Source organism: Ancylobacter tetraedralis (assembly GCF_014195655.1).
Classification (GTDB): domain Bacteria; phylum Pseudomonadota; class Alphaproteobacteria; order Rhizobiales; family Xanthobacteraceae; genus Ancylobacter; species Ancylobacter tetraedralis.
Genome location: NZ_JACICD010000011.1, coordinates 1 through 13,722, shown reverse-complemented (window position 1 = coordinate 13,722; position 13,722 = coordinate 1). Strand labels below are relative to the sequence as shown.

The 13,722-nt window shown below is 68.7% G+C and carries 12 protein-coding genes; 6 read left to right on the top strand and 6 right to left on the bottom strand.

Annotated features, from left to right (window positions below; translation table 11 throughout):
• Nucleotides 1-168: 168 nt before the first annotated feature.
• Genes FHS55_RS20170 through FHS55_RS20145 form a run of 6 tightly spaced genes read left to right on the top strand, consistent with a single transcriptional unit; the run spans nucleotide 169 to nucleotide 7,004 of the window.
• On the top strand, nucleotides 169-1,092 hold the full coding sequence (locus FHS55_RS20170; protein WP_183191592.1) for a carbohydrate ABC transporter permease: 924 nt from the start codon (nucleotides 169-171) through the stop codon (nucleotides 1,090-1,092).
• Complete coding sequence (locus FHS55_RS20165) at nucleotides 1,092-1,967, top strand: carbohydrate ABC transporter permease (RefSeq protein ID WP_183191591.1); 876 nt, start codon at nucleotides 1,092-1,094, stop codon at nucleotides 1,965-1,967. The genes FHS55_RS20170 and FHS55_RS20165 overlap by 1 nt, the downstream gene beginning before the upstream one ends.
• Nucleotides 1,964-3,430 carry an aldehyde dehydrogenase family protein gene (locus FHS55_RS20160; protein ID WP_210287091.1) on the top strand — a complete coding sequence of 489 codons (1,467 nt, stop codon included), beginning with the start codon at nucleotides 1,964-1,966 and terminating at the stop codon, nucleotides 3,428-3,430. The genes FHS55_RS20165 and FHS55_RS20160 overlap by 4 nt, the downstream gene beginning before the upstream one ends.
• Before the next feature lie 40 nt (nucleotides 3,431-3,470).
• Nucleotides 3,471-4,694 carry an exo-alpha-sialidase gene (locus FHS55_RS20155; RefSeq protein ID WP_183191590.1) on the top strand — a complete coding sequence of 408 codons (1,224 nt, stop codon included), beginning with the start codon at nucleotides 3,471-3,473 and terminating at the stop codon, nucleotides 4,692-4,694.
• A gap of 8 nt (nucleotides 4,695-4,702) precedes the next feature.
• The gene (locus FHS55_RS20150) at nucleotides 4,703-5,863 is read left to right on the top strand and encodes a sialidase family protein (RefSeq protein WP_183191589.1); all 1,161 of its coding nucleotides are present in this window, start codon (nucleotides 4,703-4,705) and stop codon (nucleotides 5,861-5,863) included.
• A gap of 52 nt (nucleotides 5,864-5,915) precedes the next feature.
• A complete protein-coding gene (locus FHS55_RS20145; RefSeq protein ID WP_183191588.1) occupies nucleotides 5,916-7,004 on the top strand; it encodes an ABC transporter ATP-binding protein in 1,089 nt (362 codons plus the stop codon).
• 19 nt (nucleotides 7,005-7,023) lie between these two features.
• Here the strand turns inward: FHS55_RS20145 and FHS55_RS20140 are convergent, their stop codons facing one another.
• From FHS55_RS20140 to FHS55_RS20115, 6 genes are all read right to left on the bottom strand, one after another.
• Nucleotides 7,024-8,877 carry a methanol/ethanol family PQQ-dependent dehydrogenase gene (locus FHS55_RS20140; protein WP_183191587.1) on the bottom strand — a complete coding sequence of 618 codons (1,854 nt, stop codon included), beginning with the start codon at nucleotides 8,875-8,877 and terminating at the stop codon, nucleotides 7,024-7,026.
• 161 nt (nucleotides 8,878-9,038) lie between these two features.
• A complete protein-coding gene (locus FHS55_RS20135; protein WP_183191586.1) occupies nucleotides 9,039-9,947 on the bottom strand; it encodes a LysR family transcriptional regulator in 909 nt (302 codons plus the stop codon).
• Between the two features lie 99 nt (nucleotides 9,948-10,046).
• Entirely contained in the window at nucleotides 10,047-11,006 is a 960-nt protein-coding gene (locus FHS55_RS20130; RefSeq protein WP_183191585.1) for a glutathione S-transferase family protein, read from the bottom strand.
• Nucleotides 11,007-11,059: 53 nt separating this feature from the next.
• Nucleotides 11,060-11,977, bottom strand: coding sequence for a VOC family protein (locus FHS55_RS20125; RefSeq protein WP_246340317.1), 918 nt, complete (start codon nucleotides 11,975-11,977; stop codon nucleotides 11,060-11,062).
• A gap of 57 nt (nucleotides 11,978-12,034) precedes the next feature.
• On the bottom strand, nucleotides 12,035-12,454 hold the full coding sequence (locus FHS55_RS20120) for a DoxX family protein (RefSeq protein WP_183191584.1): 420 nt from the start codon (nucleotides 12,452-12,454) through the stop codon (nucleotides 12,035-12,037).
• Nucleotides 12,455-12,711: 257 nt separating this feature from the next.
• Nucleotides 12,712-13,419: a hypothetical protein gene (locus FHS55_RS20115; protein ID WP_246340316.1), complete on the bottom strand. Its 708-nt coding sequence runs from the start codon at nucleotides 13,417-13,419 to the stop codon at nucleotides 12,712-12,714.
• Nucleotides 13,420-13,722 lie beyond the last annotated feature (303 nt).

The following is a 13,722-nucleotide window of genomic DNA, read 5'->3' as shown; positions in this document are numbered from 1 at the left end:
GGGAAGCTGCTGCGGGAGCCGCGCCGCCCGGGGGGCGGGAGGTCGGGCCGGTGAGGACACGGGTCCGACCTCGGCGGCGCGCGACACCGAAAAGACGGGGCCCCGCGCGGCCGCTCCGTCCGCGATCACTCTGAGGCCGGCCGCCGGCGATCCGGAGCGGGGAACATCATGACCGATATGGCAGTGCCTGCCCCGGAGACGGCCGTCGCGCCGCCGCCGGGCCGGCGACACGAGCGCCCGCGCGTCGACCGCGTCGGCTATCTCTTCGTTGCCTTCTTCTCCGTGCCGTTCTTCCTGTTCAACATCCTGCCCGTGCTGTTCGGGGTCTATGTCGCCTTCACCCGCTGGAGCATCGTCGGCAGCCCGCGCTGGGTGGGAACCGAGAATTTCACCCGCGCCTTCGCCGACCCCTGGGTCACGGTGGCGTTCCAGAACGCGCTGATCTACGGCGTGCTGATCGTGCCCGGCGTCACCGTGCTGGGGCTGGCCTTCGCCTTGTTCGTCAGCCGCGGCTATCCGCTCTCCGGCCTCGCCCGCACGCTGTTCTTCGCGCCCAACGTGGTCTCCGCCACGGTGATCGGCCTCGTGTGGGTGTGGCTGCTCGATACCCAGTTCGGCCTCGTCAACCACTATCTCGGTGTCGTCGGCGTCAGTGCCGTGCCGTGGCTGACCTCGACGGACTGGTCGCTGGTCGGCGTCTCCATCGCCTCGGTGTGGTGGGATCTGGGCCTTGCCTTCGTGCTGTTCCTCGCCGCGCTGCAGGACATTCCCGCCGACCTCACCGAGGCGGCGCTGGTGGATGGCGCCGGGCGCTGGCAGCGGCTGTTCTTCATCGTGCTGCCGCAGCTTCGGCCGGTCATCTCCATGGTGGTGACGCTGCAGCTGATTTCCACCTTCCGCATCTTCAGCCAGGTCTATGTGATGACCAATGGCGGGCCGGCCGGCTCCTCCTCCTCGCCGATCTACTACATCTATACGATGGCGATCGTGCGCAACCTGTTCGGCTATGCCTCGGCCATCGCGCTCCTGCTGTTCATCGTCATTCTCGTCATCACCCTGCTGCAGCGCTTCCTGCTGAAGGAGCGTGCCTGATGACCACGCTCATGACCCGCCTCCGCCGCTACATGGACGAGCACCGCTTCACCCTCCTCGACCTGCCGATCTGGCTGGTCGGCATGGCGGTGGCATTCGCCTGGTTCGCCCCCTTCGTGTGGATGGTGTCGACCTCGCTGAAATACCCCGAAGACGTGATGACGGCGCAGATCGAATGGCTGCCGAGCCGCATCACCTTCGACAATTACGTGAAGGTGTTTGAATACCCGGTGGTGCGCTGGGCGTTCAACAGCCTCATTCAGGCGGGCGTGGCGACCTCGCTCTCCGTGCTGTTCGGGGCCATGGCGGGCTATGGCCTGGCGCGGATGCGCTTTCCCGGGCGGGATGGGCTGTTCGCGCTGTTCCTCGCCTCGCTGATGATACCGACCGAGGTGTCGATCATTCCGATGCTGCTCGGCTTCATCAAGATGGGCTGGGCTTCCAGCTATCAGGCGCTGATCCTGCCGAGCATCGGCAATGTCTTCGCGGTCTATATCTTCCGCCAGTTCTTCCTCGGCTTTCCTGCCGAGATCGAGGAAGCCGCGCGGGTCGACGGGGCCGGGCCGTTCCGGCTGTTCTTTCTCATCGCGCTGCCGCTGGCGCGGGCCCCCGCCATCGCCGCCGCGGTGATCCTGTTCACGCTGAACTGGAACAATTTCCTGTGGCCGCTGCTGGTCACCTTCGACGAGAGCATGAAGACGCTGCCGGTGGGCATCGCCGCCTTCACCCCGGTGGTCGGCACGCGAACCCAGCTGGAAGGGTTCAGCGTCGCCATGGCGGCGGTGACGATCCTCTCCGTACCGTCGCTCGCGCTGTTCTTCCTGCTGCAGCGCTACTTCATCCAGGGCATCTCTCAGGGAAGCATCAAGTCGTGACCGCGCGCATCGATCTCACCGCGCTCGGGCTGGAGCCCCCGCGCACCCTGTTCATCGACGGCGCCTTCGCGGCCGCCGCCTCGGGTGACAGCTTCGCCAGCCTCGATCCCTCGACCGAAGCCGAACTCGCCCCGGTGGCGCGGGGCGGGGCGCGCGACATCGACCGCGCCGTTGCCGGCGCCAAGGCCGCCCTTGCCGGCCCGTGGCGGGAGGTGACACCGGCCGAGCGCGGGCGGCTGATCCACCGGCTCGCCGACATCGTGCTGGCCCGCAAGGAGCAGTTCGCCCTGATCGAGACGCTGGATGTCGGCAAGCCCTTGAGGGAATCGCGCGGCGATGTCGAGGGCGTGGCCGCGACGCTCCGCTACAATGGCGGCGCGGCCGACAAGCTGGAAGGCGCCACCATCCCGCTGGGGCGCGACATCATCGATTTCACCCTGCTGGAGCCGGTGGGTGTCACCGCCCACATCGTGCCGTGGAACTACCCGCTCGGCATGCTGGCCCGCTCGGTGGCGCCGGCGCTGGCGGCGGGATGCACTTGCGTGGTCAAGCCGGCGGAGCAATCCCCGCTCAGCGCCGGCCTGTTCGCGAAGTGCTGCATCGAGGCGGGAATTCCGCCCGGCGTCGTCAATGTCGTCACCGGCTATGGCGAGGAGGCGGGCGCCGCGCTGGTCGCCCACCCGGACGTGCGCGCCATCACCTTCACCGGCTCGGTCGAAACGGGGCGGCTGGTCTATGCCGGCGCGGCGCGCGGCCTCAAGCCGGCGGTGCTGGAGCTCGGCGGCAAGAACCCGCTGATCGTCCTGTCCGACGCCGATCTCGACCGGGCGGTGAGCGACGTGCTCGACGGGGCCTTCGGCAATTCGGGGCAGGTGTGCTCGGCCTCCTCGCGGCTCCTCCTGCACCGCTCGATCCACGACGCCTTTCTCGACCGGCTGGCGGATGCGGCGGCGCGGCTCACCGTCGGGCCTGGGATGGACGACCGCGACCTCGGCCCGCTGGTCTCGGCCGAGCAGCACGAGCGCGTGGCCGGCTACATCGCCGCGGGCCTGCGCGGTGGCGCCCGGCTGCGCTTCGGCGGCGGCCGGCCGGGGGACCTGCCGCGCGGCTATTTCCTCAATCCCACGCTGCTCGACCAGGTGGAGCCCGCCAATGTCGCGGCGCGCGAGGAGATCTTCGGCCCGGTCGCGGTGGCGCTGGCCTTCGATACCGCGGAGGAGGCGCTCGGCCTCGCCAACGGCCTCGGCTACGGGCTGGTGGCCGGCGTCTATGGCAGCGACATCGGCACCGCGCTCCGGCTCGCCCGCGATATCGAGGCCGGCTCGGTGTGGATCAACGGCTGGTTCATCGGCGGCCAGCAGGCGCCGACGGGCGGCATCAAAGACAGCGGGGTCGGCCGCGAGCGCGGCCTGCCCGGCATCCTGAACTACCTCTCCATCAAGAATGTGGGGATCCGGCTCTGAAGCCGGCCGGTCCCCGCCTCATCTCGCCTGAACAGGAAACGTGAAAGACACCGTCATGGGCATCATCAAGGACGTCGAAACCTACGACATCTTCCGCCACGGCTCGCATTGCGTGAACCAGATCGCGATGCGCACCCTCAAGAATGGCGACCTGTTCGCCGTCTTCAACGAGGAGCGCTTCCCGTTCCACCATGACAGCGGCCAGACGCTGATGACCCGTTCCACCGATGGCGGCAAGAGCTGGAGCCCCCCGCATGTGGTGCTGCCCTGGAGCCAGACCGAGGGCAACTGGGACTGCGGCATCTGCGAACTGGAGGACGGCACGCTCCTGGTGAACCTCACCATCACCGGCTTCTTCAAGCGCGGCGTGCGCCCCGAGCAGCCTTCCTGGTCGGCGCATCCGCGCACCGATGAATGGGGTGACTGGAGCTGGACCTACAAGCTGCAGGGATGGCTCGGCACCTTCGTCATCAAGTCGACCGATGGCGGCGTGACCTGGACCAAGCCGATCCCGGTCAATGTCCGCCCGCTCAAGCATGGCGGCTGCCGGCTCGGCTCGTGGCTGCTGCCGAACGGCTCGCTGCTGATGGGATTGTACGGGCGCATCCGCGGCTATGAGGAGGAAGGCGAAGGCGAGACCACGCGCTCGGCGCTGATGCGCTCGGACGATGGCGGCGACAACTGGGAATATTTCTCCACCCTCGCCTACGACCCCGCCAGCATCATCGACTACGAGGAGCCCGCGCTGCTCCGGCTGAAGGACGGGCGGCTGGTGTGCTTCATGCGCACCCACACCCAGCCCTCCAGCGACGCCAAGAACATGGTGATGACCATTTCCGAGGATGACGGCTTCTCCTGGACGCCGCCGAAATGGACCAACATCTGGGGCTACCCGGCCGAGCTGATCGCCCTGCAGGACGGGCGCTATCTCATGGTCTACGGCTATCGTCGCCCGCCCTATGGCGTGCGCGGCATCATCTCCGAGGATGGCGTGACCTGGGATGTGAAGAACGAGTTCATCATCCGCGAGGGCGGCGTTCCCGGCCGCACCGTCACCGACACCCCGGGCTCCAGCCGCATGACGCCGGAATCCGGAAAGCTGGCCGGTGGCGGCATCGACTGGAACCATCCCGGCATCTACCAGCATATCGGCTATCCCAGCGTCGCCCAGGTCGCCGATGGCAGCATCGTCTGCGCCTATCACGAGTGGACCGACGATCCCAAGCCGCTGCAGTACCTGCTGTGCACGCGGTTCCGCGTCTGAGGCCGGGCATGTCGAGCGTGCGAACGGGACGATGGCCGTCCCCGCTGCGGGCGGAAATCGTCCCGCGCGGCACCCTGCATCGCGAGGTGGACGCCTATTGCGCCCACCCGCACCTCGCGGTGGCGGCGGATGGCAGCTGGCTCCTGGTGTTCAACCGGGTGCCGCGCCGCAAGCTGATCCTGCATCCGCCGCAGGATCCGGACTACCGCAACGTGATGATGCGCTCGAGCGACGAGGGGGCGAGCTGGAGCCCGCCCTCCGTCGTGCCCGATTACGACTGGAGCGGGGTCGAGTGCGCGGGGCTGACCGTGCTGCGCTCCGGGCGGGTGCTGCTCAACCAGTGGCGGTTCGAATGGCTGCCGCTGGAGCGCGCCCGCGCGCTCGGCCGGGCGGATGCCGTGATGCCCGGCGCGCTGTTCGCCGATCTCGCGGCCTCGCCGGAGCTCGATGCCTTCACCCCTGCCGCGCTGGCCGGGGAGGCGGAGCGCGCCTTTCCCTGGGCGCGCGGCGGCGGGCGCACCGTGGTGCACCTGTCGGACGATCACGGGCGCAGCTTCCACGCCACCCGCGCCATCGCCACCGCGCCGTTCAGCGGCGGCTACGGCATGCGCGGGGCGGTGGAGACCATGGGGGGCGACATCCTCCTGCCGCTCTCCGACGTGCCGCATTACCGGCGGATCTTCGTCGTGCGTTCGCGCGACGGCGGCGAAAATTGGTCGCCGCCCGTGCTGGTGGCGGAGGGCGAGGGGCATGAATTCGAGGAGCCGGCGCCGCTGCTGCTGCCCTCCGGCCGCATCCTCCTGCTGCTGCGCGACAATGCCACGCGGCAACTGCACGCGGTGCATTCCGACGATGACGGCCACCACTGGAGCGCGCCGCGCCCCACCGGCATCGGCGCTTATCCCGCCCAGATGATCCGTCTCGCGGATGGGCGTCTCGCCGCCGTGGCCGGACGCCGCGCGCCGCCCTTCGGCATCGTCTTGCATCTGTCGCAGGATGAGGGGGAAAGCTGGAGCGAGCCGGTGGCGCTGGTCGACGACCTCGCCACCAAGGATCTCGGTTATCCAACCCTCGGCCTGCGGGCCAATGGCGACCTCGTGGTTGTCTATTACGCGCAGGATGCGGCCGGGCTTACCGGCATCCATTCCGTCACGGTGCGCCTGCCATGAGGGCGCATCCCTTTGCCCGGCCCGTCGCCGCCTGCCCAGCTGGAGTCCTGCCATGTCGCGCGTCGAACTGAGCGGCATCACCAAGCGCTTCGGCGCCTTCGAGGCGATCCGCGGGATCGATCTCACCGTGGAGGACGGCGAGTTCGCCGTGTTCGTCGGCCCCTCGGGCTGCGGCAAGTCCACCTTGCTGCGGCTGATCTGCGGGCTGGAAGTGCCGACCGAGGGCCGCATCCGCTTCGATGAGCGGGATGTGCGCGGGGTGCCGCCGGCCGGGCGCCGGCTCGCCATGGTGTTCCAGTCCTATGCGCTCTACCCGCATATGAGCGTGGCCGAGAATATGGGCTTCGCGCTGCGCATGGCCGGCGTACCCAAGGCCGAGCGCGCGGTCCGGGTTGCCCGCGCCGCCGAGACGCTGCAGATCACCCGCCTGCTGGAGCGCCGACCGAAGGAACTCTCCGGCGGCCAGCGCCAGCGCGTCGCCATCGGGCGGGCGATCGTGCGCGAGCCCTCGCTGTTCCTGTTCGACGAGCCGCTGTCCAATCTCGACGCGGAGTTGCGTGTCGAGATGCGCGCCGAGCTGATGGAACTGCACCGGCGGCTCACCACGACCATGATCTACGTCACCCACGACCAGATCGAGGCCATGACCATGGCCGACCGCATCGTCGTGCTGCGCGACGGGCGCATCGAGCAAGCGGGATCGCCGACGACGCTTTATGAGCAGCCGGCCAACCGCTTCGTGGCGAGCTTCATCGGCTCGCCGCGCATGAACTTCCTCGCCGCCCGGGTGACACGGGTCGAGCCGGGCCGGGTGACGATCGACCTGCCGGGCCTCGCGGGCGAGCCGCTGCGGATCGCGGTCGCCGAGCGGCACGGGCTCAGGATCGATGACGCGGTGGAGCTCGGCATCCGGCCGGAACATCTGAGCCTGGAGCCGCGCGCCCACCGCCTTCAGGCCCGCATCAGCTTCAGCGAATATGTCGGCGGGGCCTGGCACCTGCATGCGGGCGATCATCCGGCCGGCCGGCTGGTGCTGCGCCATGCCGGCACGCCGATCCATGCCGGGCAGGCACTGGAGCTGGGGATCGACGTGGCGGCCTGCCACCTGTTCGCCGCGAGCGGGCTACGCGTCTCGGTGTGAGGGGAGGGCGTCGCCGCCCTCAGGGCCCCTCGGACAGCGTGAACACGGTGAGCTGGCCGCCCAGCGCGGTGTATTGGCTCAGCGCGGCATAGGCGTCCTTCGCCCCGGAGCCGGCATTGGGGTCGGTGAGGCCGGCCGCGAGGCCGATGCCGGCCCAGCCGCCAATGCCCGACAGCACGGCGACATATTGCCGGCCGCCATGGGTGTAGGTCATCACGTTGCCGACAATGCCGGACGGCGTCTTGAACCGGTAGAGTTCCTTGCCGGTGGTGGCATCCACCGCTTTCAGGTAGCCTTCCAGCGTGCCGTAGAACACCACGCCGCCGGCCGTGGCGAGCGCGCCGGACCAGACCGAGAACCGCTCCGGCAGCGACCACACGGCGCGACCGCGCACATTGTCCCACGCGACGAAGGAGCCGGTGCGTCCATCCCCGCCCGGGGCGGGATACATGGCGAGCGTCGCCCCGACATAGGGCTGGCCGGCGGCGTAATCGACGTGGAACGGCTCGTAATCCATGCACAGCGCGCTGGCCGGCACGTAGAACAGGCCGGTGACGGGCGAGAAGGCTGCCGGCTGCTGGTTCTTGGCGCCGATGGCGGCGGGGCAGATGCCGGAATAGGTGACATCCTCGCCCTCCGCCTCGGTGCCGTGTTTCGGATCGAGCAGGGGGCGGCCATAGGTGGGGCTCGCCTTGTCGAGGTCGATGCCGCTGGCCCAGTTCGTCTTCGGATCGAATGCGGCGGCGACGAGGAGCTCGCCGGTCGCGCGGTCCAGCGTATAGGCGAAGCCGTTGCGGTCGAAATGGGTGAGCAGCGCTCGCGCGCGGCGCTCGAACGCCTGATCGGTGAGGATCATTTCGTTGACGCCGTCATAATCCCACTGGTCGTGCGGCGTCAGCTGGTAGACCCAGCGCGCCACGCCGGTATCGACATCGCGGGCGAAGATGGCGTTGGTCCAGCGGTTGTCGCCCGGGCGCTGCGAGGGATTCCAGGTGCCGGGGTTGGCGGTGCCGTAATAGATGAGGTTGAGCTTGGGGTCGTAGGCGAACCAGCCCCAGGGCGCGCCGCCGCCGACCTTCCACTGCTCGCCTTCCCAGCTCTTCAGCGAGGAATCCGGCCCGACCGGCCGGCCGAGCTGCGTGGTTTTCTCCGGATCGACGCGCATGTCGGCGTCCGGGCCGGTGGAATAAGCGCGCCAGGCCAGCGCGCCGTCCGTGAGATTATAGGCGCTGATATGCCCGCGCACGCCGAACTCGGCCCCGGCAATGCCGACGATGAGCTTGTCCTTCACCGGCAGCACGGTGGCGGTGTTGGATTCGCCGCGCCGGGGATCGCCGTTCTTCACGCTCCAGCGCACCGCGCCGGTCTTCGCGTCGAGCGCGACGACCGTGGTGTCGGCCTGGGCGAGGAAGACCATGCCCTGCGCATAGGCGAGGCCGCGATTGACGAGATCGCAGCACATGATGGCGGCGACGTCGCGCTCCTGGCTGGGCGCGTATTTCCACAGGATGCGGCCGTCATGGTCGAGGTCGAGCGCATAGACGATGTTGGGGAAGGGGGTGTGGACATACATCACCCCGTCCACCACCAGCGGGCTGCCCTCATGGCCGCGCAGGACGCCGGTGGAGAAGGTCCACGCCACCTTGAGCCGGGCGACATTGCCGGCATTGATCTGGTCGAGGCGGGAATAGCGGGTATTGGCGTAGTCGAGCGTCTGGATCACCTGCCCCGACGGATCGGCGCTGCGCGCGAGCACGTCGTCATTGGCCCGTGCCGCCGGTGGGGCGGCGAGCAGGGCGAGCAGGGGTAGGGCCAGCAGCGCGGTGACGCACCGGGCGGTGACGCCCCCTCTTGCGATCGATCCTGCGGTCATGCGCGCCTCCCGCGAGCCGTTCCCCGTCCGGCGCGATGCCGGCCCCGGATACGAACCGATAGCACGCGCCGGCCGCGCCGCCAGCGCCATCGCGGCCCCGGCCGGCGTGGTGCGAAGCACCTTCCCAGGCGGCTTACTAGCCGGCTTCCTGCTCGGCGGCGTCACCCGCCCCAGTCGGTGCCGGAACGGAAATTGGCCGCCAGGAAGTCCACCAGCGCCCGCACCTTCAGCGCCAGATGCCTGGCGGGGGGATAGAGCGCATAGATGGCGAGCGTGGCATCGTCCCACGCGCCGAGCAGCGGCTCGACTCGGCCTTCGCGCAGGCTGCGGCCGGCGATGAAGTTCGGCACGCGGGCGATGCCGAACCCCGCCTCGGCCGCGGCGAGGCAGGCCTCGCCATTGGAAAAGCGCAGCCGCCCCGCCACCGGCACCGTGATGGGGTTTCCCGACGGCGGCTCGGTGAAGCGCCAGTTGGACGGGTCGCGGAAATTCTCGTCGATGATGCACTCATGCGCGGCGAGATCCTCGGGCCGCATCGGCGTGCCGCGCCGGGCCAGATAGGACGGCGCGGCGACGACCACCACCTTGGCGTCGCACAGCTTGCGGGAGATCAGGCTGCTGTCGGAGGGCTTGCCCACCCGCACCGCCATGTCGAAGCCCTCGTCGACCAGGTTCACCACGCGGTCGGAGAAATTCACCTCGACCTGAATGTCGGGAAAGGCGTCGGCGAAGGCGAGCAGCAGCGGCACCAGCTGGATCGTGCCGAAGGACATCGGCGCGGTCAGACGCAGCCGGCCGGCCGGCGCGCCCGAGGCGTTGCGCACCGAGGCGTCGAGCGTGTCGAATTCCTCCAGCAGCAGCCGAATCCGCTCGCAATAGGCCCGCCCGACCTCGGTCGGCGAGAGGGCGCGGGTGGTGCGCTTGATCAGCTGCACGCCGAGATCGGCTTCCAGCCGGGATACCAACTTGGACGCCTGGCCGGGGCTCACCCCCAGCCGCCTCGCCGCCTCCACGAAGCTGCCGGTGTCGAGCACCGCCACCAGCATGCGGTCGCAATCGAGGCGTTCCATGAGGCGTTTCCTCGAAGGTTTTCCGCGAAGCGTTTGCGGGCGCACGGGTGGATGGCGCACGCGCGCCACCACCATCTTCGCGGCCCGTGGCCGGCGGGGTCAATCGTCGAGCCAGGCCAGTTGCGGCCCGAGCGGGACGACGCCGTTCGGATTGAGGGCGCGGATCGAATAATAGCCCTGCTTGATATGGTCGATATTGACCGTTTCGCGCAGGCCGGGAATGGCCAGTATCCGCACGAGATAGGTGGAGAGATGCGCGTAGTCGGCGAGCCGGTGCCGGTTGCACTTGAAGATGCCGTGATAGGCCGCGTCGAACCGCACCAGCGTCACGAACAGGCGGATATCGGCCTCGGTGAGGGCCTCGCCGGTGAGGAATGGGCCCGCGTTCGCGAGCCGGTCCTCCAGTTCATCCAGCATGCCGAACACCTCGCCGAAAGCCTCCTCATAGGCGCCCTGCGTGGTGGCGAAGCCGGCGCGGTAGACGCCATTGTTGAGCCGCGGGTAGATGGCCGCGTTGAGCGCGTCGATCTCCGCGCGCAAACCCTTGGGATAGAGATCGATGGCGTGGCGGGCCAGCCGCCCGAAGCCCGTGTTGAAGATGCGGAGGATGTCGGCGGATTCGTTGTTGACGATGGTTCCGCGGTGCTTGTCCCACAGCACCGGCACGGTAGCGCGGCCGGTAAAGTGCGGGTCGGCGCGGGTGTAGATCTCGTGCAGATAGGTCGCGCCGTTGAGCGTGTCCTCATTGGCGCCGGGATGGTGGCCGAATCGCCAGCCCTGCTCGGTCAGTACCGGGTTGACGACGGAGATGGACACCGCCGCCTCCAGCCCCTTGAGTTTGCGGGCGATGAGGGCGCGCGAGGCCCAGGGGCAGATCAGCGCGACATAGAGGTGATAGCGGCCGGCCTCGGCGGCAAAGCCGCCCTCGCCGGTGGGGCCCGGCGCGCCGTCCGGCGTCACCCAGCTGCGAAAGCTGGAGACCTGCCGCACGAAGCCGCCATTGGCATCGGTGGCCTGCACCGGTTGCCAGTTCTCGACCCATTTTCCATCGACCAGCATGGTGGTTCCTCAGCAGCGCGCCTTGATCCGCGCAATCGATCCACAAATCTCGATCAGCCGGCGGACAAGGCCCGGAGCGCGACCGCTGTTCCCCAGGGATCGCGCAGCTCGGCGGAGGTCGCGTCCGACATGGCGGCGACCTTATCATGCGCGCGCCCGGCGGCGAGGCGCGCCGGATCAAGCCGGATCTCGATTTCCGCGAGGCCGGTCGAGGGATAAAGGCGCGGTCCGGCGCCGCGGCTGTTCCAGATATTGGCCGCGAGGTGATGATGATAGCCGTCGGTGGCGAAGAATGTGCCGCCGGGATAGCGGGAGGTGACGTCGAAACCGAGCCGGCCGGCATAGAACTCCTCGGCCGGCCCGATCGCGCCCACCTGCAGGTGGACATGACCGATCCGCGACCCCACGGGAAAGCCGGCCCAGCTGGATCTTTGCGCGCTGGCGACGAGGCCCTGCAGGTCCAGTGCCTCGGTCGACATGTGCACCTGCCCGTCGCGCCATTTCCAGGCCGCGCGCGGACGGTCGGCATAGATCTCGATACCGTTGCCTTCCGGGTCGGTGAGATAGAGCGCCTCGCTGACCTCGTGATCGGAGGCGCCGACCAGCGGCACCCGCGCGCTGGCGGCATGTTTCAGCCAGCGGCCGAGATCGGTACGCTCGGGCAGCAGGAAGGCGGTATGGAACAGCCCGGCCTCGCGCGGGGAGCGGCGGCGCGCCGCGCGGTCCTGGCGCAGCTCAAGCAGCACTTCGTCGCCGGCGCCGAGCTGCGCGCTCTCGCCATCGCGGCGCAGGGGCGCGAGGCCCACGGCACGGACGTAGAAATCGGCGACCCGGTCGAGGTCGTTCACGGTGAGCGCGACGCGCCCCATCGCCAGGGGGGGATGGGCGATGGGGCGGCCGGCGGAAGGGGGAGCCTGCCGCGCGTCGCCAGTCGGGGATGCGGTGACGGACGCAGGGGTGGGTGCGGTCATGGAAACCTCCTCCTCACACGATGTTCAACGGGGCAGGCGATGTCTCCTTGCCGGTCGCTATCCGCGACGGGCAGCGCCGGCCGAGGTGGGCTTCAGCGCGAGCGCGCCGTCACCGATAAGCGCGACGGCGAGCAGGCCGACGATCCACAGCGCGAGATATTCCCAGCCGCCATTGGGATTGGTGAAGAAGAAGCCGGCGGGGCCGTGCACCGTGACGATGGCGCCGACGAGGATGGGGATCAGCGCCAGCGCGGCGATGCGCGGCCACAGGCCGAGGATCAGCGCCAGCGCGCCGACCAGCTCCCATGCGATGGTGACATAGGCCAGCCAGCCCGGCAGGCCGATCGACCCGAAAAAGCCGGCGGTGCCGGCCGGCGTGAACACGAAGATCTTCAGCCCGGCATGGGCGAGAAACAGGATTCCGAGAGCAAGTCGCAGGATGAGGGCGGCGTAAGGCGCGGTGCGGGTATCGATCATGACGGGACTTCCGCTGTTGGGGACGGGATGGCCCATCGTCGCGCGGATCGGACTGGATGATAATTGCCCCGGATATCGAGAAAATATTTCCGATTTGGAATGAACAAAAACCGGGGTGAGCGGCGCCTTGCGGCCTTTGCGGCTTGTGCCCTCCTCGCGCCCCTTCCGTGTCCCTCTCTCGCAACGCTTGGCCCCCGGAGGACGAAGACGGCCGCCCAGCATGAGCCCCGCGGCCGCGCCGGAATCGCCCGCGCCGCTCATACCGGGCGGCGGAACGTCTCCATTACGATATGGATGCTCATCAGCAGCACCCAGATGGGCAGCACCATGAAGCTCCAGCTGATGAAATAGCTGCCGAACAGGACGATGACGGCCAGGGCATAGCCCAGCAGCGCGATCCAGCGCGGGGCGATCCGCGTGACGATGACCACGGTGGACGTGGTGAACAGGAACACGCCCGCCAGCTTATGCGCGTAGACGCTCACCAGGATGTAGATGGTGGCGCGGGCGAAGGTGAAGGTCGGCGAGTTGACCAGCACGTCCGCCGGCGTGACGCTGCTGGCCAGCAGGAGCGCGCCGATCATGGCCGCCGTAACGAAGATCGTCGCGAGCAGCAGAAGCGCGCTGCCGAAGAAGACGGTGGCGAAGAAACGGTCTTCCTGCGCGCCCAGTCGATCCCGCAGCACGCCGATGAACCAGAGGAACGCGATGCCGGCGAAGGGCACCAGGTTGAGCGCGAGCCCCACCTGACCGCGATCGGTGATGAGCCAGATGCCGCGCTCCAGCGGGTCGGCGGGCACCGCGCTGCGCAGCAGGCCGAAAATGGCGAGCAGCAGCAGCGAGAAGACGATCCCTGCAATCGCCGCCGCCTTGGGCGTTTTCAGCGCCGCACGGGTCACCTCGCCGGCGGTTGGGCGGGCCGGATGGTCTCCGGGAGACGGGTCGGCAGAAGGAGATTGCGGCATCACGGCGCCTTGGTGAGTGACCGGGCGCGCATTGTCGCCCGAAACCGGCACCGGCGGGAGCCCACCGAATCCCGCCGGTGCCGGAGGGAAGCGGCACGTACCGCATCAGATGACGTATCCATGGCGCTCCTGAAACAGCCGGAGAACCGTGCGCAAAGCCATATGGACCCACGCTTTCCCGCGAGATAGTCCACACGCCATATTTCGCCCTGTCATTTTTCTGCAAGAAGGCCGTTGACAGGTTGGGAGGGGTGCCCCTATAAAGCGCCCATCGACGCGGCGCCACCGCAACGGCGGGATTGG

Coding starts and splice junctions, on each gene's coding strand:
- FHS55_RS20150 (WP_183191589.1), top strand. CDS start 4,703: ATGTCGAGCGTGCGAACGGGACGATGGCCGTCCCCGCTGCGGGCGGAA.
- FHS55_RS20135 (WP_183191586.1), bottom strand. CDS start 9,947: ATGGAACGCCTCGATTGCGACCGCATGCTGGTGGCGGTGCTCGACACC.
- FHS55_RS20130 (WP_183191585.1), bottom strand. CDS start 11,006: ATGCTGGTCGATGGAAAATGGGTCGAGAACTGGCAACCGGTGCAGGCC.
- FHS55_RS20170 (WP_183191592.1), top strand. CDS start 169: ATGACCGATATGGCAGTGCCTGCCCCGGAGACGGCCGTCGCGCCGCCG.
- FHS55_RS20165 (WP_183191591.1), top strand. CDS start 1,092: ATGACCACGCTCATGACCCGCCTCCGCCGCTACATGGACGAGCACCGC.
- FHS55_RS20140 (WP_183191587.1), bottom strand. CDS start 8,877: ATGACCGCAGGATCGATCGCAAGAGGGGGCGTCACCGCCCGGTGCGTC.
- FHS55_RS20120 (WP_183191584.1), bottom strand. CDS start 12,454: ATGATCGATACCCGCACCGCGCCTTACGCCGCCCTCATCCTGCGACTT.
- FHS55_RS20115 (WP_246340316.1), bottom strand. CDS start 13,419: ATGCCGCAATCTCCTTCTGCCGACCCGTCTCCCGGAGACCATCCGGCC.
- FHS55_RS20125 (WP_246340317.1), bottom strand. CDS start 11,977: ATGACCGCACCCACCCCTGCGTCCGTCACCGCATCCCCGACTGGCGAC.
- FHS55_RS20145 (WP_183191588.1), top strand. CDS start 5,916: ATGTCGCGCGTCGAACTGAGCGGCATCACCAAGCGCTTCGGCGCCTTC.